This is a genomic window from Agromyces sp. NPDC058104 (genome assembly GCF_042884835.1).
Lineage (GTDB): Bacteria > Actinomycetota > Actinomycetes > Actinomycetales > Microbacteriaceae > Agromyces.
Genome location: NZ_JBHVTD010000001.1, coordinates 1069216 through 1086369 on the forward strand (window position 1 = coordinate 1069216; position 17154 = coordinate 1086369).

The 17154-nt window shown below is 72.5% G+C and carries 20 protein-coding genes; 11 read left to right on the forward strand and 9 right to left on the reverse strand.

Annotation, left to right across the window (positions count from 1 at the left end; translation table 11 throughout):
* Nucleotides 1-85 precede the first annotated feature (85 nt).
* On the reverse strand, nt 86-1534 hold the full coding sequence (locus ACFVTH_RS05045; RefSeq protein WP_387087340.1) for a PLP-dependent aminotransferase family protein: 1449 nt from the start codon (nt 1532-1534) through the stop codon (nt 86-88).
* Between the two features lie 62 nt (nt 1535-1596).
* Between ACFVTH_RS05045 and ACFVTH_RS05050 the strand changes: the two genes are divergently transcribed.
* On the forward strand, nt 1597-2253 hold the full coding sequence (locus tag ACFVTH_RS05050) for a YitT family protein (protein ID WP_387087342.1): 657 nt from the start codon (nt 1597-1599) through the stop codon (nt 2251-2253).
* Between the two features lie 84 nt (nt 2254-2337).
* Here the strand turns inward: ACFVTH_RS05050 and ACFVTH_RS05055 are convergent, their stop codons facing one another.
* Complete coding sequence (locus ACFVTH_RS05055; RefSeq protein WP_387087344.1) at nt 2338-3096, reverse strand: MerR family transcriptional regulator; 759 nt, start codon at nt 3094-3096, stop codon at nt 2338-2340.
* Between the two features lie 201 nt (nt 3097-3297).
* Here ACFVTH_RS05055 and ACFVTH_RS05060 point away from each other — a divergent pair, with 201 nt between their 5' ends.
* From ACFVTH_RS05060 to crcB, 5 genes are all read left to right on the forward strand, one after another.
* Nucleotides 3298-4215 (forward strand): DUF4097 family beta strand repeat-containing protein, encoded by a 918-nt coding sequence (locus ACFVTH_RS05060; RefSeq protein ID WP_387087346.1) that lies wholly within the window; start codon nt 3298-3300, stop codon nt 4213-4215.
* A complete protein-coding gene (locus ACFVTH_RS05065; protein ID WP_387087348.1) occupies nt 4212-4910 on the forward strand; it encodes a PadR family transcriptional regulator in 699 nt (232 codons plus the stop codon). The genes ACFVTH_RS05060 and ACFVTH_RS05065 overlap by 4 nt, the downstream gene beginning before the upstream one ends.
* 104 nt (nt 4911-5014) lie before the next feature.
* The gene (locus ACFVTH_RS05070; RefSeq protein WP_387087350.1) at nt 5015-5587 is read left to right on the forward strand and encodes a GNAT family N-acetyltransferase; all 573 of its coding nucleotides are present in this window, start codon (nt 5015-5017) and stop codon (nt 5585-5587) included.
* Nucleotides 5588-5596: 9 nt separating this feature from the next.
* Nucleotides 5597-6031, forward strand: a complete 435-nt coding sequence (locus ACFVTH_RS05075; protein ID WP_387087352.1) for a fluoride efflux transporter FluC — start codon at nt 5597-5599, stop codon at nt 6029-6031.
* Nucleotides 6028-6408, forward strand: coding sequence for a fluoride efflux transporter CrcB (crcB, locus tag ACFVTH_RS05080; protein WP_387087354.1), 381 nt, complete (start codon nt 6028-6030; stop codon nt 6406-6408). The genes ACFVTH_RS05075 and crcB overlap by 4 nt, the downstream gene beginning before the upstream one ends.
* A 108-nt stretch (nt 6409-6516) precedes the next feature.
* Here crcB and ACFVTH_RS05085 read toward each other — a convergent pair whose 3' ends face one another.
* From ACFVTH_RS05085 to ACFVTH_RS05100, 4 genes are all read right to left on the reverse strand, one after another.
* Nucleotides 6517-7773 (reverse strand): Dyp-type peroxidase, encoded by a 1257-nt coding sequence (locus ACFVTH_RS05085; protein WP_387087356.1) that lies wholly within the window; start codon nt 7771-7773, stop codon nt 6517-6519.
* Nucleotides 7773-8309, reverse strand: coding sequence for a copper chaperone PCu(A)C (locus ACFVTH_RS05090; protein WP_387087358.1), 537 nt, complete (start codon nt 8307-8309; stop codon nt 7773-7775). The genes ACFVTH_RS05085 and ACFVTH_RS05090 overlap by 1 nt, the downstream gene beginning before the upstream one ends.
* A gap of 19 nt (nt 8310-8328) precedes the next feature.
* The gene (locus ACFVTH_RS05095; RefSeq protein WP_387087360.1) at nt 8329-9039 is read right to left on the reverse strand and encodes a copper resistance protein CopC; all 711 of its coding nucleotides are present in this window, start codon (nt 9037-9039) and stop codon (nt 8329-8331) included.
* A gap of 106 nt (nt 9040-9145) precedes the next feature.
* On the reverse strand, nt 9146-9775 hold the full coding sequence (locus ACFVTH_RS05100) for a hypothetical protein (RefSeq protein WP_387087362.1): 630 nt from the start codon (nt 9773-9775) through the stop codon (nt 9146-9148).
* Nucleotides 9776-9868: 93 nt separating this feature from the next.
* Between ACFVTH_RS05100 and ACFVTH_RS05105 the strand changes: the two genes are divergently transcribed.
* Both ACFVTH_RS05105 and ACFVTH_RS05110 read left to right on the forward strand, forming a co-directional pair.
* Nucleotides 9869-11995 carry an APC family permease gene (locus ACFVTH_RS05105; RefSeq protein ID WP_387087364.1) on the forward strand — a complete coding sequence of 709 codons (2127 nt, stop codon included), beginning with the start codon at nt 9869-9871 and terminating at the stop codon, nt 11993-11995.
* Between the two features lie 9 nt (nt 11996-12004).
* Nucleotides 12005-12424 carry a DUF1801 domain-containing protein gene (locus tag ACFVTH_RS05110; RefSeq protein WP_387087366.1) on the forward strand — a complete coding sequence of 140 codons (420 nt, stop codon included), beginning with the start codon at nt 12005-12007 and terminating at the stop codon, nt 12422-12424.
* Here the strand turns inward: ACFVTH_RS05110 and ACFVTH_RS05115 are convergent, their stop codons facing one another.
* Nucleotides 12425-13600: an FAD-dependent oxidoreductase gene (locus ACFVTH_RS05115; protein WP_387087368.1), complete on the reverse strand. Its 1176-nt coding sequence runs from the start codon at nt 13598-13600 to the stop codon at nt 12425-12427.
* A gap of 187 nt (nt 13601-13787) precedes the next feature.
* Here ACFVTH_RS05115 and ACFVTH_RS05120 point away from each other — a divergent pair, with 187 nt between their 5' ends.
* Complete coding sequence (locus ACFVTH_RS05120; protein WP_386942265.1) at nt 13788-13997, forward strand: DUF3073 domain-containing protein; 210 nt, start codon at nt 13788-13790, stop codon at nt 13995-13997.
* 41 nt (nt 13998-14038) lie between these two features.
* Here ACFVTH_RS05120 and ACFVTH_RS05125 read toward each other — a convergent pair whose 3' ends face one another.
* Together ACFVTH_RS05125 and purM are read right to left on the reverse strand one after the other, a co-directional pair.
* Entirely contained in the window at nt 14039-14845 is an 807-nt protein-coding gene (locus ACFVTH_RS05125; RefSeq protein WP_387087370.1) for an LLM class flavin-dependent oxidoreductase, read from the reverse strand.
* A 7-nt stretch (nt 14846-14852) separates the two neighbouring features.
* On the reverse strand, nt 14853-15965 hold the full coding sequence (purM, locus tag ACFVTH_RS05130) for a phosphoribosylformylglycinamidine cyclo-ligase (protein WP_387087373.1): 1113 nt from the start codon (nt 15963-15965) through the stop codon (nt 14853-14855).
* An 85-nt stretch (nt 15966-16050) separates the two neighbouring features.
* Between purM and ACFVTH_RS05135 the strand changes: the two genes are divergently transcribed.
* Nucleotides 16051-16662, forward strand: a complete 612-nt coding sequence (locus ACFVTH_RS05135; protein ID WP_387087375.1) for a zinc-binding alcohol dehydrogenase — start codon at nt 16051-16053, stop codon at nt 16660-16662.
* A gap of 29 nt (nt 16663-16691) precedes the next feature.
* Nucleotides 16692-17126, forward strand: coding sequence for a PaaI family thioesterase (locus ACFVTH_RS05140; RefSeq protein ID WP_387087377.1), 435 nt, complete (start codon nt 16692-16694; stop codon nt 17124-17126).
* Nucleotides 17127-17154 lie beyond the last annotated feature (28 nt).

The window sequence follows — 17154 nt, forward strand, 5'->3', positions numbered from 1 at the left end:
GGTCGCGCGTCCCAGGCGCGATCGGTCGGGGCGGCGGACGAGCGCAGTCGTCCGCCGCCCCGCACTCGCGCGCCCGGGGACACCGTTACACGACCGCCGGCAGCAGTCCGGCGTCGACCGCCGGCATGCCGGCCATCGACTCCCAGGCCACGCGCAGCGCCTGCACCGCAGCCTCGGTCTCGGCGACGGGCTGGCAGATCGGCAGGCGCAGGAATCGCTCGAAGGCGCCGTCGATGCCGAAGCGGGGCCCTGCCGCGATGAGCAGACCCTGCGAACGTGCGGCGAGCGCGAGCTGCGAGCTCACGGGCGCACCGATGCCGATCCAGGTCGCGATGCCGCCGTCGACGTGCGGCACGTGCCACTCGGGGAACGCCTCCGCGACGAGCTCCTCGAGGCGGTCGCGCCCGGCGCGCAGCTCGGCGCGACGAAGGGCGAGGATCTCGTCCATGCGCGGCATCAGCCGCGTGACGAGCAGCTGCTCGAGGATCGGCGTGCCGAGGTCGCCGGGCGCGCGCACGGCGACGAGCTTGCGGATGAGCGTGGGCTCGGCGCGGATCCACCCGATCCTGACGCCGCCCCACACGGTCTTGCCGACCGAGCCGATGAGCACAGCCGTTCCGGGGGGCCCGTACGCGGCGATCGGCAGCGGGTCGAACCCGCGGTCGATGTCGAGTTCGGCCGTCGTCTCGTCGGCGATCACGACGGTGCCCTGGCGAGCGGCTGCATCGAGCACCCGCTCGCGGCCCGCCTCGTCGAGGCTGCGGCCGGTGGGGTTCTGGAAGTCGGGCATGAGGTACGCCGTCGACGGGTTGGTGCGGGCGAAGGCACGCTCGAGCGACTCCACCTCGTCATCGGCCCCGGCGATCGCGTCGTGCGGGCTGACGGGGACGGTAACGAGTCGGGCCCCGGCGACGCGGAGCGCCTCGTACGCATGCGGATATGTCGGTGCCTCGATGACGGCGCGGTCGCCGCGGCCGACGAGCACGCGCGAGAGCAGGGCGATCGCATGCTGGGCGCCGATCGTGACCATGATCTGCTCGGGCGAGGTCGGCAGGCCGCGGAGGGCGTAGCGATCGGCGATCGCCTGACGCAGGGCGGGGGTGCCGACGGGGTCGAAGCCCGAGTCGCCGAGGTGGGCCGACAGGTCGTCGGCGGCCTCGCGGGCGACCTCGGCGAGCCACGGCAGTGCCGGCGGTGCCGCCTTCGAGAGATCGATCTCGAGCGAGGCCGGCGGTGCGGGCATCGCCGCGGGCGCCCCGGGCAGTCGTGCGACGCTGCCCGAGCCGCGAAGGCTCCGGAGGAGGCCCTGCTCGCGCAGGTGGCGATAGGCGGCGGTCACCGTCGTGCGGCTGAGCCCGAGTCGTTCGGCGAGCTCGCGCTCGGCGGGCAGACGGGTCTCGACGCTCACCCGGCCGTCGAGGATGAGCAGGCGAACCCGCTCGGCGAGGGCGAGGTAGGCGGCGCCGCGGGCGGCGCCGCGCCAGTCGCCGAGGAGGTTCTCGAGCGCACGGGCGCTGAGCGTGACATCCGACATGCGAGCCACTTTAGAGGAATTGGCTACTTGCGAACAGTCCAATCGTGAAATTGGATGTATCCATGCTCCGCCGTATTCCCCAGTTGCTCATCGGGCTCGTGCTCTACGGCATCGCCGACGCGATGCTCATCCGCGCCGCCCTCGGTGTCGACCCCTGGACCGTCTTCGCCCAGGGCTTCTCGAACCTCACGGGCATCGGCATCGGCTGGCTCACGAACCTCATCGGCCTCGCGGTCCTCCTGCTGTGGATCCCGTTGCGGCAGAAGCCCGGCGTCGGCACGGTGCTCAACATCCTGCTGATCGGCCCGAGCATCGAGCTGGGGCTCTGGTTCATCCAGACGCCGCCCGAGCTGTGGCAGAAGATCCTGCTGTTCACCGGCGGACTGCTGCTGCTCGCCGTGGCGAGCGGACTCTACATCGGCAGCCGCTTCGGGCCCGGCCCGCGCGACGGCCTCATGACCGGCATCCACGCACGCACCGGCTGGCCGATCTGGGTCGGCCGCACGATCGTCGAGGTCACGGTGCTCGCGATCGGCTGGATGCTCGGCGGCGACGTCGGGTTCGGCACCCTCGCCTTCGCGCTGCTGATCGGCCCGCTGTGCGGACTCACGCTCCCGTTCTTCGCGGTGCCCGAGAAGCCGAGGCGGATGCCGCGTGCCGGCACCGTCGGCACCGGCACCGCCGCGACCCCCGCGGTCGAACCGGCGGGGGCGAACTAGGCGGCTGCGGCCTCCGAGGCCGGGACTCCTCGGAGGCCGCAGCGACACCCCGGCGACCCGAAGGCCGCCGGGCCACCGGAACGCCTAGAGCTCGCGCTCGGCGTACGCGCGCAGCGCGTCGCGCACGAACTCGGCGCCCTCGGGGCCGCCGTAGTTCGCGCCGAAGCGCGGGTCGGCGACGTACATCTCGCCGAGCCCGACGACGTACGCCGCGATGTCACCGCCCGGCACCGCCGCGGGCGTGCCCGGGACGGCGGCCAGCCACTCGACGTGGCGCTTCGCGAGCGCCTGCCCCTCGGCGCCGTCGGGCGCGACACCCGACCCGGCCGCCGCGATCCAGTCGCGGTTGAGCTCGGCGAGGCGAGCCTTCCACTCGCGCTGCCCGGCCTCGCCGAGGCCGCGCCACCAGCGGTCGCCGCTCGCGTACGCCTCCGTGCCCCAACGCTCCTCGACCTCCTCCTTGTACCGGGTGTGGTCGAAGCCGTCGAACATCTCCTCTGCCATGAGTCGTTCACCTCCTTCCAATCGTTCGATCGTCGTCTCGACCGACGCGATCTGACGCGCCAGCCGATGCTGCTCCTGGCGGAGCCAGCCGAGATGGGCCGACAGCGCCTGCGCCTCGGCGGCGTCGCCCTCGAGCACCTCGCCGATGGCGGGCAGCCCGAGACCGAGCTCGCGCAGCAGCAGGATGCGCTGCAACCGCACGAGCGCGCGCTCGTCGTAGTGGCGGTACCTGTTCGACGCGATGCGGCTCGGCGCGAGCAGTCCGAGCTCGTCGTAGTGACGCAGCGTGCGGCTCGTCGTGCCGGCGAGCTTCGCGATCTCCTGGATCGACCAGTCCACGTTCGGCCTCCTCTCTCGGTTCTCCACGGTAGAACTTGACGTTACGTCAATGTCAAGGACGAGGCATCCGATCAGCGCTTGCATCTCGATCAAACGCGATATATCGTGAGATTGTCGCGAACGCGATATATCGCGACACAGAGATTTCAAGAGGTTCCGGATGCCTCGGGCATCCCCTCTGACACGAAGGAGCACCACGACATGACGATCGAGAAGTGGGTCATCACCCCCGGCCAGTCCCGGGTCATCGACCTCGAGCTCGTCCGCAAGCTCAAGGTCGGCCTCATCGGCGGCAAGGTCGACCTCATCGCGCACGACGAGCCCGGCGCCCGCGTCGAGATCTCGGGCGTCACCGGAAAGGACCTGATGGTGCGCATCGACGGCGACACGCTCGAGATCGACCACCCGCAGCTCCGCTGGGACAACTTCATCGAGGCGTTCAAGGGCTGGGCCGGCAACGCGAAGGCGCAGGTCTCGATCCTCGCGCCGCGCGACATCGCCCTGAAGCTCGGCGTCGTGTCGGGCGACGCACTCGTCTCGGGCTTCACGACCGACGCCAAGCTCAGCACCGTCTCGGGCGAGCTCGTGCTCGACAACCACGAGGGCGACGTCGAGCTCTCGAGCGTCTCGGGCGAGATCTCGGTCGGCGACCACACCGGCCGCATCACAGCTCACTCGGTCTCGGGCGACATCGTCGCGACGGGCGACGTGCGGTCGTTCAACGTCGACACGGTCTCGGGCAACATGATGCTCGATGCACTCGGAACGCCCGACCGCATCGACACCAACACGGTCGCGGGCGACCTCACCGTGCGCTTCGACGGCGGCAGCGGCGCGCGCTACCGCGTCAACACCGTCGGCGGCACGGTGCTCATCGACGACACCACCATCAAGGGCGTGCTCGGCAAGGGCTTCGAGCGGGTCACGGGCGAGCTGGCCGGCCGCTGGCTCGACTTCGGCGCGAACAGCGTCTCGGGCTCGATCTCGGTCATCCGGCGCGAGCCGGTCGCCCAGCCCGCGGGCGCCGCCGGGGCCGCGGCCGAGCACGGTGCCGCCGACGAGAGCGACGCCGGCGGCGCCGCTCCGTCGAACGAACGCGGTGACGAGGCATCCGCATGACTCCGCCCGTCTTCGCCCACGGCAGCCTCCGCCTCTACCTGCTGGCGCTCCTCGAAGAGCGGCCGCGGCACGGGTACGAGCTGATCCAGGCGCTCTCCGACCGGTTCGGCGGCACGTACTCGCCGAGCGCCGGCACGATCTACCCCCGTCTCTCGAAGCTCGAGGAGGAGGGGCTGGTCACGAAGTCGAGCGACGGCCGCAAGACCGTCTACGAGATCACCGACGCCGGCCGCACCGAGCTCGACTCGCGCCGACACGAGCTCGACGCCATCGAGGACGAGGTGAACGACTCGGTGCGTCGCCTCGCCGAGGGCGTGCGCGCGGAGGTCAACGACGCGATGCGCACGCTCCGCGCCGAGCTCGCGAGCGCCGCCCGAGAAGCCAAGCGCGCCGCCGGCTCCGCGACGGCCGCCGAGGCCGGGGCGCGGGCCGGCTCCGACGCAGGCTCCGGTTCGTCGACCAGGGTCGGCGACGGCGACGGCGACCGCTCGCGGGCCGGGGTGGACGCGCGGGTCGAGTCGACGCGCGCGGTGCACGAGGCCGACCTCGTGTTGAACGAGTTCCGCCAGCGCCTGCGCACCGAGCTGCGCACCCAGGCCCACCAGGGGCTCGTGCCGCCCGAGACGGTCACCCTGCTTCGGGCCCGGCTCGCCCAGGTGCATGCCGACGTGCTCGCCACGCTCACGCGTCCCTGAGCCCGGCAGGCCCGCGCGGGCGCGCCGCCCACGACGGAACGAGCGGCGCGAGGCGGAACGAGACGAACCGCGACAGGGTCGGTGGCGCGTGGTTCGATGAGGACATGAGCAGCCACGACGGCACGACCGGCGGCACGACCGATGCCGGGGTCGAGTTGCACCCCTGGTCCGAGGGCGACCTCGACCTCCTGCGCCGGGCGAACACGCCCGAGCTCATGAACTGGGTCGGCGGCGTCGAGAGCGACGAGCAGGTGCGGGCCCGGCACGAGCGATACCTGCGACTCGCCCCCGACGGGCGCGGGCAGCAGTTCCGCATCACGATCGCGGGGCACCCCGAGGGTGTCGGCATCGTCGGCTACTGGCAGCACGAGTGGCGCGGCGCCCCCGCTCTCGAGAGCGGGTGGTCGGTCGAGGCCGAGTACCGGGGCAGGGGCATCGCTCCTGCCGCCGTGCGGTTGATGCTCGAGGCGGCGCGGGCCGCCGGTGAGACCCTGCCCGTGCACGCCTACCCCTCGGTCGACAACCCCGCCTCGAACGCCGTCTGCCGCAAGGCCGGCTTCACGCTGCTCGGCGAAGAGGACTTCGAGGTCGGCGGCGGCGTGCTGCGCACGAACGACTGGGTCGCCGAGCTCGCACACGCCCCGGGGCGACCGTCGGGCGGCGACCGCGAGGCGTAACCTCGAGTGGTGCGCTCCTCCCCCGCCCTGACGCTCCTCGCGGTCGCGGTCGGCGGCGTGGCCGGGACGGGCCTCAGGCTCGGCTTCGATCTCGCATTCCCGCACGGCGACGCGGAATTCCCGATCGAGACGCTCGTCGTGAACCTCGTCGGCACACTCGCGCTCGGCTGGCTCGTGGGCGGGCTGTGGACGAGGCCGACGACGCCCGGGTGGCTGAAGGCCGGGCTCGGTTCGGGCCTCATCGGCTCGTTCACCACGCTCTCGGCCGTGATGGCGTCGCTGCTCGTGCTCACCCGTGAGGGCGAGGCCTGGCTCGCCGCCCTCTACCTCCTCGTGTCGGTGCTGGGCGGCCTGCTGCTCGCCGCGCTCGGCCTGAAGCTCGGTTCGCGGCTCGCGCACCGCCCGATGCCCCATGAGGTCAGCGACGCGGGGGCCACCCTGTGACCGGGGCGCTGAGCCCGCTCGTCGTTGCGGCCGTGCTCGGAGCGGGCGCCGTCGGCGCACTCCTGCGCTACCTCCTGTCGAAGGCGTTCCCCGTGCGGCCGGGACACCTGCCGGGCGGCATCCTGATCGTGAACGTCGTCGGCTCGGGCGTCGCTGGGGCGCTCATCGGCCTCGCCGAGCGCGCGGCGCTCGACGGCGACCTGCGGCTCGTGCTCGTCACCGGCTTCTGCGGCGGCCTCACGACGTTCAGCACCTGGAGCGTCGAGACGATCGAGCTCGCCACGGGCGGCCGCTGGCGCGCGGCGGTGCTGAACGTCGCCGTGACGCTCGTGCTCGGCCTCGGCGCGGCGGCGGCCGCCTACCTCGCGTTCCGCTGAACTCGAGCGAGCAATGCTGCTCGTGCAGGAGATGAGGCCCTATCCCTGCCCCACAGGGCGGTTCAGCGCAATTCTCCTGCACGAGCAGCGGCAGCGGCTGCGGCGGGTTCAGACGAGCGTGTCGCCGACGTACCCGCCCTCGGCGCAGCCCGGCGGGATCGCGAAGACCGCCGAGCCGATCGGGGTCGTCCACTCGTTCAGCAGGTCGAGCTCGTCGAGCCGCCGCTGGATCGGCACGAACTGCCGGTCGACGTCGGCCTGGTACGAGGCGAACAGCAGCCCCGCGTCCGAGATCGACCCGTCGGCGGGCGACTCGTCGTAGTTGTACCCGCGCCGGAAGATGCGCTCGCCCGGCACCTCGCTGCGCGAGCGCCGCAGGTGCGAGAAGTCGCCGATCACGGGGAAGCCGACCGGAGTCAGCGCCTCGAAGTCGGGTTCGTCGTGCTCGTGTTCGCCGGTGAGCGGTGCGCCGCTGCCGAGCTTGCGCCCGACCGAGGCCTCGCGGCCCGGCCGGTCGACTCGGTCCCATCCGTCGAGGTCCATCGCGATGCGGCGCAGCACCATCGAGGTGCCGCCGGCGAGCCACGACGGCTCGCCGGTCGACCAGACGAGCTCGTCGAAGTCGTCGGTGCCCGGCGCCGGGTTGACGGTGCCGTCGAGCTGCCCGAAGAGGTTGCGCATCGTCGAACCGGATGCCTCTGCCCCCGCTGCCCGCCGGAACCCCTGCTGCGACCAGCGCACGCTCGCGAACGAGCGGGCGTCCTTCAGCAGCATGCGAGCGGCGTGGGCGACGGTCACGGGGTCGTCCGCGCCGAGGTGGACGAGCAGGTCGCCGCCGCTCAACTCGGGTCGCAACCGGTCGATGCCGAACGCGGGCAGCGGGCGCAGCCACTCGGGCGCGACGCCGCCGGCGCACGCGACGAGGCCGGGGCCGAACCCGAAGGTCACGGTCAGCCGCGCGGGCATGAGGGCGAGCTCGGGCTCGGTGTCGGCGAGCGGCGCGCGCCCCTGCGTGATGCGCGACGCGTCGTCGCTCAACACCCGCAGCAAGCGGCGGAGCGCTGCGGCGTCGACCTCGGGGGCGAGGTCGAGGGCGATGAAGCGCGCGTGGGCCTGCGGCGGGGTCTCGATGCCGGCCTGGCGGGCGCCGTGGAACGGCACGATCGCCTCGCCGACGGCGGTCTCACGGGCGGCTGCGGCCGCCGCGGCCGACGCCTCGGCGCTCGTCGTGCCGGAGGTGCCCGCGAGGGCGCCGCCGATCGCCTGGGCTCCGAGCACGCTCGCCGCGCCGGCTCCGGCCGCGGCGGCACCTCCGAGCAGGAGCTGCCGCCGCGAGAACCCGGAACCGCCGGGTTCGCCCGTCATCAGTGCGCCTCGTGCCCGTCGTCGTACTGCTCGTTGGCTCCGGCGTAGTCCTTCACGGGCGCGGTGACGTCGAGCGTCGAGCCGTCCGAGAACTCGAGGGTCACGGTGACCTCGTCGCCCGCGAGCGCGGGGCCGGTCAGGCCCATGAGCATGACGTGGTTCGCGCCCGGCTCGAGCGCGAAGGTCTCACCGGCGGGCAGCTCGAAGCCGCCCTCCTTCTGCCGCATCTGCATGGTGCCGTCGGACTCGACGGTCTCATGCAGCTCGGCCGTCTCGGCGGCATCGGTCGTGGCGCCGACGAGCGTGACGTCGGCCGCGCCGTCGTTCACGAGCTCGCCGAAGAGGGCGGTCATGCCGTCGGCGGCGGCCTTGACCCAGGCCTCCTCGACGGTGACGGATGCCGCCGCCTCGGCCGCGGCGGTCGGTGCGGCGGTCTCGCCCGCGGCGGCGCCGGCGGTGCCGGCGCAGCCCGAGAGCAGGAGGAGGGCGGCGAGGGCCGCCCCGAGGGCAGGGGTGATCGCGGTGTGTCGCTGCATGATCATCGTTCCCCGCGGCTCAGGCGGCCGGGCCGTTGCCGGCGTCGGGGCCGCTGCCCGCCGTGGGGCCGTCGCCCGCGCCGGGGCCGGCGCTCTTGCGACGCGCGTTCACGATGACCGCGACGATCAGCGCGATGACCCCGAGGCCGCCGACCACGAATCCGGCGACGGCCCAGCCGTCGGGGCCCGCCGCGGTGTCCTCGACGTGGTCGCCCTCTGCGTGGTCGCCCTCTTCGCCATCGGCGTGCCCGTCGGCGTCGTCGCTCGCGGCGGCGCCGTCGTGCGGTGCCTCCTCGGTCCAGGTACCGGTCGCGTCGGCGCCCACGCCGAAGTCGATCGTGCCCTCGATGGGGTGGCCGTCGCTCGACACGGCGCGCCAGCGGGCCTGGTACTCGCCCGAGAGGTCGGCGGGCAGGGCCGCGGTGACGGTCGGGCCCGTGATGACGGGGTCGCCGACCTCGATCTCCTCGCCGTGGTGGTCGACCACGACGACGGCGGTGCCGACCTCGATGATGTCGTTCGAGAACTCGAGCGAGACCTCGGCCGGCGAGGTCTCGAACACCTGGCCGGGCTCGGGGCTCGAGCCGATGAGCTCGTCGTGCGCCTGCGCGGCGGTGCCGCCGGTCAGGGCGAGCGCGGCGGCGAAGGTGATGGCGGCGGCCGCGACGAGGGCGGCGCGGAGGCGGTTGGCGGGGGCCGCGACGGTCGCGGCGGTGGTGCGCTGGTTCATTCGGGAGTCTCTCTCCTCGTGCTCCGGACGGACGGCGTGCCGTGCCGCGCCGAGTGGGGCGCGAGGCATCCGGAGTCTTCGTGATGTTCCGCCGAACGGCGGAGGGTCAGGCGAAGGCGAGGAGGGACGGCGGGCCGCGGTAGCGGAGCGCGGCGAAGCGCAGTCGCGAGCTGAGCCGCAGCGGCGCGACGGCGCCGAGCCGTGGGCGCGCCGGCTGCTCGGCGACGACCACGGGCTCGGCGGCGCGACCGCTGAGCACGAGGACGAAGCGTCGGGTCGCCGCGGCGAGCGCTGCCCAGGCGACCCGTTCGACGGCGAGGAGGTAGACGATCGTGAGCACCGCGGCGAGCGCGTGACCGGCGAACATCGCCCCGACGCCGAGACCCGCATGGGCCGCGTGCCCGGCGTGCGCCGCTGCGCCGCCCGCGTCGACGAACGCGACCGTCTGATGGTGCCCCGCGCCGCTCACCACGAACTCGCCCGTGCCGGCGCCGGCGCCGACGCCGAAGAGCAGGTGGAACGCGCCCTGGCTGACGATCACCGCGAGGGCGGTGCGCACGGGAGTGGTGCGGCGGCCGACGAAGGCGACCGAGGCGCCGAGCGCGACGATCACGGCGAGCGCCAGCCCCACGCCGCCCGGGGCCTCGCCGCCGGCGACGCCGTGCGAGAACGCCGCGAGGAACAGCGCGACCGAGGCCGTCGCAGCGCCGCGTGCGAGCTGCGTCGCACGATTCACGGTGGCTCCCGGAGTTCGGTGGATGGGGCAGAGCGGACCAACTCTAGCAAGCCCGTCTTGACATTCGCCTCTCCGGGAGTAGTGTCGTCCGCCGTGACGAACGACGCGGGCGAACCGCCTGCAGAACTGAAGTCGCCGAAGCACTGGATCATCGGCGACCCCCTGCCCACCGAGAAACTCGAGGGGCAACTGCTTCCCAAGCACCTGGCGCTGCCGATCTTCGCGAGCGACCCCCTCTCCTCCGTGGCGTACGCACCGCAGGAGCTCCTCATGATCCTGATGGTGGGCGGGCTCGCCTTCCTCAGCTTCGCCCCGTGGGTCGCGCTCGCGGTCGTCGTGCTGCTCGTGACGGTCGTCGCGAGCTACCGGCAGCTCATCAGGGCCTACCCGTCGGGCGGCGGCGACTACGAGGTCGCGCACCGCAACCTCGGCGAGAAGGCCGGCCTCGTCGTGGCCTCCGCGCTCCTCGTCGACTACGTCATGACCGTCGTCGTGTCGGTCGCCTCGGGCGTCGACAACATCATCTCCGCGATCCCCGAGCTCGATCCCTTCCGGGTCGAGCTCGCGGTCCTCTTCGTCGTGATCCTCGCCGCGATCAACCTGCGCGGCGTGAGCGAGTCGTCGAAGGCGTTCGCCGTGCCGACCTACCTGTTCATCGGCAGCGTCTTCGTGATGGTCGTCGTCGGACTCGGCCGCACGATCCTCGGCGACCCCCCGGTCGCGGAGTCGGCCGGCTACGAGGTGCAGGCCGAGCAGATGACGCAGGCGGCGATGATCCTGCTGCTCCTGCGCTCCTTCGCGAGCGGATGCTCCGCGCTGACGGGCGTCGAGGCCATCTCCAACGGCGTCCCGGCCTTCCGGGTGCCGAAGGTGCGCAACGCCCAGCGCACGCTCGTGCTCATGGGCGGCATCGCCATCGTGCTGTTCGCGGGCCTCACCGCGCTCGCGATCGTCTCCCAGGTGCACTACGCCGAGGACCCGTGCCACCTCATCGGCTGGGCCGGCTGCGAGACCGAGCCGCAGCGCAGCCTCATCGCGCAGGTCGCGGCGGCGACGTTCGGCGACTCGACGGTCTTCTTCTACGTCATCCAGGCGGCGACGGCGCTCGTGCTGCTGCTCGCCGCGAACACCGCGTTCAACGGGTTCCCGCTGCTCGGCTCGGTGCTCGCCCGCGACGGCTACGCGCCGAAGTCGCTCTCGACCCGTGGCGACCGCCTCATCTACTCGAACGGCGTGCTCATCCTCGCGCTCGCGGCCTCGGTCATCCTGATCGTGTTCCAGGCGAACCTGACGGTGCTCATCCAGCTCTACATCATCGGCGTGTTCGTGTCGTTCACGCTCGGACAGACGGGCATGGTGCGTCACTGGCTGCGGGCGCTGCGCGCCCCCGATCGCTCGCACCCCTCGCGCAGCGGGAAGGCGCAGGCGCCGACCCACGCCCAGGCCCAGGCGCTCGCCGAGGGGGCGAAGCCCCTCACGCGCGGCGCGATCGTGCGCGCCCTCGTGATCAACGCCATCGGGGCCGCGATGACCGCGGTCGTGCTGATCGTGGTCACGGTCACGAAGTTCACCCACGGCGCCTGGATCGTGTTCGTGCTGATGCCGATCCTCTTCTTCCTGATGATGGGCGTGCACCGCTACTACCGCGACGTCGAGCGCGAGATCGAGGTCGACCCGACCACGACGTTCGGCTCGACCGGCGACCACGCGATCGTGCTCGTCGGCCGCATGCAGAAGCCGACGCTGAAGGCGCTCGACTACGCGATCGCCGCCCGCCACGACTCGCTCGAGGCCGTGCACGTCTCGATCGACGAGGCGCAGACGAAGCAGCTGAAGAAGGAGTGGGTGAAGATGAACATCCACGTGAAGCTGCGCATCCTGTCGTCGCCGTACCGCGACCTCAGCCACCCGCTCATCCAGTACATCAAGCAGCACCGCGAGGAGCACGGCTCCGAGGTGATCACGGTCTACATGCCGCAGTTCATCGTCGGCCACTGGTGGGAGAACATCCTGCACAACCACAAGGCCCGCCGCATCCGGCAGAAGCTCATGCTCGTGCACGGCGTGACGGTCGCGCTCGTGCCCTGGCTGCTCGACTCCTCAGACCTCCTGTACGGCCGGCGCTCCCGCCCGCTGCCCGGCCAGGACCGGCGCGGCGAGCCGCGGCGCCCGGTGCCCCGGCGCCCGCTCGCCGAGAGCGATTCGAAGCGCGGGCGGTAGGCTCCGGGCATGGCGACGGGTCGCACGGATGTCCCGGTGGAGGTGTTCCTCGACGGGGTGACGCATCGGGTGCGCCGGCGCGACGCCGCGACGCTCCTCGCCCTCATGGAGCGCGTGACCGGCGAGGCCGCCTACATGTGGGGCCCGTCGATCGTCGGGTTCGGCGAGTACCACTACCGCTACGAGAGCGGGCGCGAGGGCACGACGCCGGCGGCCGCGTTCTCGCCGCGGAAGGCGGCCTCGACGGTCTACCTCGTGCCGGGGCTGACGGAGCGGCCCGAGCTGCTCGAGCGCCTCGGCCCGCACACGACGGGGGTCGGCTGCCTCTACGTGAAGGACCTGGCCGACGTCGACCTCGACGTGCTGGCCGAGCTCGTGCGCGAGTCGTACGAGTTCGCGCAGCCGCCGCAGCGGCTGCCGACCGAGTAGCTAGAGCATCGCCATGATCTGGCGGGCGATCATGCGACCCGCCCGGCTCGCGCCGATGGTCGAGGCCTGCGGCCCGTAGCCGGCGAGGAAGATGCGGGGGTCGCTCCACGCGGCGCCCTGCCCGACGGTCACGCCGCCCGCCTTCTCGCGGAGCTTCAGCGGCGCGAGGTGGCGCAGCTCGGGGCGGAACCCCGTGGCCCAGATGATCGCGTCGGCGCGGGCCGTGCCCTGCTGCTCGCCGTCCCAGACGACGCGGTCGCCTTCGATGCGGTCGAACATCGGGCGCGCGACGAGCAGCCCGCGCTCGATGCCTGCGGCGATGCGGCGGCTCTTCGGCACGCCGGTGCCGCTCACGATCGACGGGAGCGCCCGCCCCGAGCGCGCTGCCTCGTCCTGCATGGCGACGGCCGCCGAGGCGCCCTCCAGGTCGAGCTCCTGCCGGTCGATCCAGTCGATCGGGCGACGCGACACCCAGGTGAGGCCCGCGGCGACGTCTTCGAGCTCGAGCATGAAGCCGATCGCGCTCGTGCCGCCGCCGACGACGACGACGTGCTGGTCGCGGAAGTCCTCGGCCGAGGTGAAGTCGGAGGTGTGCAGGTGCCGCCCGGCGAAGTCGCCCATGCCCGGGTAGAACGGCACGAACGGCGAGCCCCAGGTGCCCGTCGCGTTGACGAGGAACTGGGTCGAGATCTCGAGCTGCGGCGCCTCGGCGGCCTGCGGCGCCTCGAAGGTCTTGCGCCGCCGTCCGAAGAGGCCGCGGGTCTTCAGCTCCTCGATGGGCTGGGGGCTCAGGTCTTCGTAGCGCACGAGGAGGTCGACGCCCTCGTTCGAGACGGAGCGCACGTTCATGGGTCGGCGCACCTGCAGGTCGAAGTGCTCCTCGAAGCGCCCGTAGTACTCGGCGACGACGTCCTTCGCGGGGAGCGCACGGTCGGCGGTGTCGAAGCTGAGGCCGAGGTCGCCGAGGCCGGGGAGGTCGTTCACCCGGTGCGCGGTGCCGAGCCGGAGCGACGACCAGCGGTGCTGCCACGCGCCGCCGGGGCCGGGCGCGCGATCGAGCATGACGAAGTCCTGCCCGGCGACGAGCTCGAACCGGCGGAGGTAGTACGCGACCGAGAGACCCGCTTGACCGGCCCCGATCACGACCACCTTGACGCGTTCGGGGCTCGTGTTCACACCCCAATCTCAGCACGTCTGCCTGTGTGCTCGCAGCACGCCGGCCGAACGACATCGGACGTGCTGTGGAGACCGCCGTCGGGTGCGATCCGCGGTGCTAAACTGGCGGCTGGACGAATTCATTTATCAGATGAGCGCCGGGTGAAGACCAAATCCCACCCGGCCAGATGTCGTAAGGGGGTCACGCATGGGGCGCGGCCGTCAGAAAGCCAAGCACACCAAGGTCGCTCGGGAGCTGAAGTACTTCAGCCCGAACACCGACTACAACGCGCTTGAGCGCGAGCTCACGAGCTCGCAGCATGACGATTACAGCGATGAGGCGTCGAAGTGGGCGGAGTACGCCGACGATGACGACACCTATGTCGCGGGCGACGAACAGCGCGAACAGCGCGCGTAGTCGCCACCGTCACGGTCACCGACGCACCTCATCGACTCTCGTCACTCCTCGCTGAGGCGCGCGTCGGCGGCCGTCTCGGCGAGCCATCCGGCGACCGTCTCGGCGAAGCGCTCGAGCTCGGCGAGCGAGTTCGCCGGGGTGATCGCTCGCACGACCACCTCGTCGGCGACGCCGTCGGCTCGGTAGTCGGCGAGCCGCGCGGGCGTCGAGATCGTGGCGTCGAGCGCGCCCGTGCCGAGCCGGGCGAAGTTCGCGGCGTAGGCGGGCACCTGCTCGTAGCGGTGCGCCTCGAGCTCGAGCGCCGGTCGCGCCGCCTCCTCGGCGATGGTGCGCACATAGGTCACGACGCGTCCGTCGTCGGCCGACCGACCCGCCTCGACGGCCGCGGCACGCTGCTCGGCCGTCGCGGCGATCGCAGCGGCGGGCGTCAGCCAGTTGAGGAGCACCCCGTCGGCGAGCTCGGCTCCGAGGCGTCGCATCCGGGGCCCGAGCGCGCCGAGCACGATGGATGCCTCGCTCCGCTCCCGCAGCTCGGCGATGCCGTCGCGCATGAGGCGGAGCGGCCGCTCGGCGCGCCCCGACCCGATGCCGAGCGCGGTGCGCTCTGCGGGGATGCCGTCGAGGTCGAGCGTCGCCACCGGGCGCCGGTCGATCGGGATGATGCCCGTCGCGAGCTGCAGGCGCTCGGTGCGCGCCGCCGCGGCCCGCAGGCGCGCGAGCGAGTCGCCGCCGGGCACGTCGTTCACCCAGAGGGTCGCGAAGCCGAGCCGTTCGAGGCGCGGTGCGAGCGCGGCGACGGCCGAGGCATCCGTCGTGCCGATGATGCCGAACGAGACGCTGGGGCGCATGCCGGGCTCAGCCCGCGTAGGAGCCGACCAGGCGCACCGCGCCGCCGTCGACGCCCTTGGCGCCCTGCTCCCAGCCGTCGGCCGCGGCTGTCGCCGCGTCGCCGAAGGCGACCGTGCCGGCCTGCCAGGCGGGGAGTCCGAGCGTGCCGAGCTCGGCGATGACCGCGGGAGCGGCCGCCGCGTCGACGACGGCGAAGAAGCCGATGCCGAGGTTCCAGGTGCCCTCGGTCGATTCGAGCGTCGTGCCGGCGAGCTCGTTGAGCACGCGGAAGACCGGAGCGGGCGACCAGGTCGCGCGGTCGAGCTCGACGCGCGAGCCGAGCGGGAGCACCCGGGCGAGGTTGGCGGCGATGCCGCCGCCCGTGACGTGCGAGAGCGAGTGCACGGCCGTGCCGTTGGCGCCGGCGAGCAGCTGCACGAGCGGGCCGGTGTAGAGGCGGGTCGGCTCGAGGAGCGCCTCGCCCCAGCTGGTGCCGAGCTCGGCGGAGGCGTCGGTGTAGCCGATGCCCTTCGCGTTCAGGATGTGGCGCACGAGCGAGAAGCCGTTGGAGTGCAGTCCGCTCGACTCGATCGCGATGACGACGTCGCCCTCGACGACGCGCTCGGCGCCGAGCAGGCGGTCGCCCTCGACGACGCCGACCGCGGCGCCGGCGACGTCGTAGTCGTCGGCGCCCATCAGGCCGGGGTGCTCGGCCGTCTCGCCGCCGACGAGGGCGGTGCCGGTGTCGGCGCAGGCACGGGCGATTCCGGTGACGATCGAGGCGATGCGCTCGGGCACGACCTTGCCGCAGGCGATGTAGTCGGTCATGAACAGCGGCTTCGCACCGACCACCACGATGTCGTCGACGACCATGCCCACCAGGTCCTGGCCGATGGTGTCGTGCTTGTCGAGGGCCTGCGCGATCGCGATCTTCGTGCCGACGCCGTCGGTCGACGTCGCGAGCAGCGGCTTCTCGTAGTCCTTCACGAACGAGAGGTCGAAGAGGCCGGCGAACCCGCCCACCCCGCCGAGCACGTTCGGCCCGTGGGTGGCGGCGACCGCCTCCTTCATGAGTTCGACGGCGAGATCCCCCGCCCGGGTGTCGACTCCGGCAGCGGCATATGACGAGTTCGCGCTCACCCGTCAAGGGTACCCGTGCTCGGGCGACGGCGTGTCGCCCGGCTCCACCGGGCGGGTGCGCAGCAGGCGAGCGTAGAATTCGACCATGGCACCGGGGGCCACACCATCGTGGGTGATCCGTGAGAACGCGAGTCGCCCGGTCCTCCTCGCCCTCTACCTGCGCGAGGTGCTCGCGATCGCCTCCCCCGTCGAACTGCCGCGGCTGCGCGACGTCGGCCCGGTCGGCGATCGGCTCGAGATCGACCGGCACGACCTGCTCGAGCGCCAGTGGCGCGCCTGGTGGGCGATGACCGTCGAACCCGAGGCGCACCCCTCGCCCGTGCCCCTCGAGCTCGTGCCCGCCTTCGACACCGAGATCGCGCTGCCCACCTCGGGGGCCGAGGTGCTCGCGGCCGCGGTGGTGCCGCATGCCGAGGCGGCCCGTTCCTGGGCCGAGTGGGCGCACGAGAACTACCGCAGCGTCTCGGCCGCGCGGCTCGGCAATTCGTATCGCGCCTACGCCGGGACGATCGCCGAGCACGAGCGCGAGGTCGGTCGCCGGGCGCACTCCTTCGAGCTCAACGTCGAGGTGCTGCCGCTCGCGGGCGTCGGGGTCTGGTGGATCGGCGCGATGACCGTCGCGGTCACCGACACGCTGCGTTCGGATGCCTCGGCGTTCGACGACGCCATCCACCCGATCATCGCCGAACTGGCCTGAGGCCGGGTGCCGGTGCCAGACTCGGTGGAATGAGCATCTGGCACGGCGACCCCCGGGTCGAGTGGGCGAACTCCCGGAGCGAGGGCACGGCGCTGCGCGCCCTCGGCATCGAGATGACCGAGATCACCGAGACCTCCCTGAAGGGCCGCATGCCGGTCGACGGGCGCACGCGCCAGCCCGGCGGAGTGCTGCACGGCGGGGCATCCGTCGCGCTCGCCGAGACCCTCGCGAGCTGGGGCGCGACCTTCACCGTGGACCCCGCGCAGTTCTACTGCGTCGGCATGGAGATCAACGCGAACCACGTGCGCCCGATCGCCGAGGGCTGGGTCTACGGCGAGGCGACGCCGCTGACGCGCGGCCGCACGACCCAGGTGTGGGAGATCAGGATCACGCAGGAGGACGGCAAGCTCGTCTGCATCTCGCGCTGCACGATGGCGGTGCTGCCGAGGCCCTCGGAGTACTGAGGGCGAACGCCCGCCCGACCTCGGCGCC

Excerpts from the sequence above, each read along its gene's own strand:
- ACFVTH_RS05045 (WP_387087340.1), bottom strand. The coding sequence starts at position 1,534 with ATGTCGGATGTCACGCTCAGCGCCCGTGCGCTCGAGAACCTCCTCGGC.
- ACFVTH_RS05050 (WP_387087342.1), top strand. The coding sequence starts at position 1,597 with ATGCTCCGCCGTATTCCCCAGTTGCTCATCGGGCTCGTGCTCTACGGC.
- ACFVTH_RS05060 (WP_387087346.1), top strand. The coding sequence starts at position 3,298 with ATGACGATCGAGAAGTGGGTCATCACCCCCGGCCAGTCCCGGGTCATC.
- ACFVTH_RS05065 (WP_387087348.1), top strand. The coding sequence starts at position 4,212 with ATGACTCCGCCCGTCTTCGCCCACGGCAGCCTCCGCCTCTACCTGCTG.
- ACFVTH_RS05070 (WP_387087350.1), top strand. The coding sequence starts at position 5,015 with ATGAGCAGCCACGACGGCACGACCGGCGGCACGACCGATGCCGGGGTC.
- ACFVTH_RS05085 (WP_387087356.1), bottom strand. The coding sequence starts at position 7,773 with ATGACGGGCGAACCCGGCGGTTCCGGGTTCTCGCGGCGGCAGCTCCTG.
- ACFVTH_RS05090 (WP_387087358.1), bottom strand. The coding sequence starts at position 8,309 with ATGCAGCGACACACCGCGATCACCCCTGCCCTCGGGGCGGCCCTCGCC.
- ACFVTH_RS05095 (WP_387087360.1), bottom strand. The coding sequence starts at position 9,039 with ATGAACCAGCGCACCACCGCCGCGACCGTCGCGGCCCCCGCCAACCGC.
- ACFVTH_RS05110 (WP_387087366.1), top strand. The coding sequence starts at position 12,005 with ATGGCGACGGGTCGCACGGATGTCCCGGTGGAGGTGTTCCTCGACGGG.
- ACFVTH_RS05120 (WP_386942265.1), top strand. The coding sequence starts at position 13,788 with ATGGGGCGCGGCCGTCAGAAAGCCAAGCACACCAAGGTCGCTCGGGAG.
- ACFVTH_RS05125 (WP_387087370.1), bottom strand. The coding sequence starts at position 14,845 with ATGCGCCCCAGCGTCTCGTTCGGCATCATCGGCACGACGGATGCCTCG.
- ACFVTH_RS05135 (WP_387087375.1), top strand. The coding sequence starts at position 16,051 with ATGGCACCGGGGGCCACACCATCGTGGGTGATCCGTGAGAACGCGAGT.
- ACFVTH_RS05140 (WP_387087377.1), top strand. The coding sequence starts at position 16,692 with ATGAGCATCTGGCACGGCGACCCCCGGGTCGAGTGGGCGAACTCCCGG.